The organism is Campylobacter sp. S4:11 (genome assembly GCF_024723695.1).
Lineage (GTDB): Bacteria > Campylobacterota > Campylobacteria > Campylobacterales > Campylobacteraceae > Campylobacter_D > Campylobacter_D jejuni_C.
Window position 1 is genome coordinate 1 of record NZ_JANQDC010000083.1, and the last position, 640, is coordinate 640.

The 640-nt window shown below is 30.6% G+C and carries 1 pseudogene; it reads left to right on the top strand.

The window, feature by feature from the left end:
* Positions 1-640: pseudogene (locus CAMP5053_RS08290) on the top strand (hypothetical protein); the annotation flags it as partial.

Consider the following 640-nt stretch of genomic DNA (forward strand, 5'->3'; position numbering starts at 1 on the left):
TGGTTCTAAAATAGAAAATTTAACTAATAGTGGTAGTGTTTTAGGTGGTAATGGGATACAGGTTAGTGGTTCACAAGCTATCAATACTTTAACAAATCATGGTATTATTAGTGGAGAAGGAAGTTCGGGGATTAAATTAAATTCATATTCATCTGTGCAGTTTTTAAAAAATTCAGGCACTATTAAAGGTTTTAATGATGGTATGTTTTTACTTGCCGGAACTATTAATAATCTTGATAACTCAGGTGTTATTTTTGGTAATCAAAATGGCATAAAATTAGAAAAAAGTGGAAATCATGTTACTGCTCAGATTGCAAATTTAAATAACACCGGTAGTATTATAGGAAAAAATAATCATGGAATTTATATACTCGGAAGTCAAGATAGTCTCCATACTTTAACCAATAGTATTCATGGTTATATATATGGAGGTTATTCAGGAATTCGTGTTAGCGGAGAATTTGGGATACCTGGTAAGATTAGTACCATAAATAACCAAGGAACTATAATAGGTGGTAAATATGGGATTGAGTTATTTAAATTTAACAACGCATTAGCTTCAACTATCGAAAATATTACCAATAAAGGTGTTATATTAGGCCAAAGTGCCGGTATTTACTTGCAAAGCAATATTCAATAT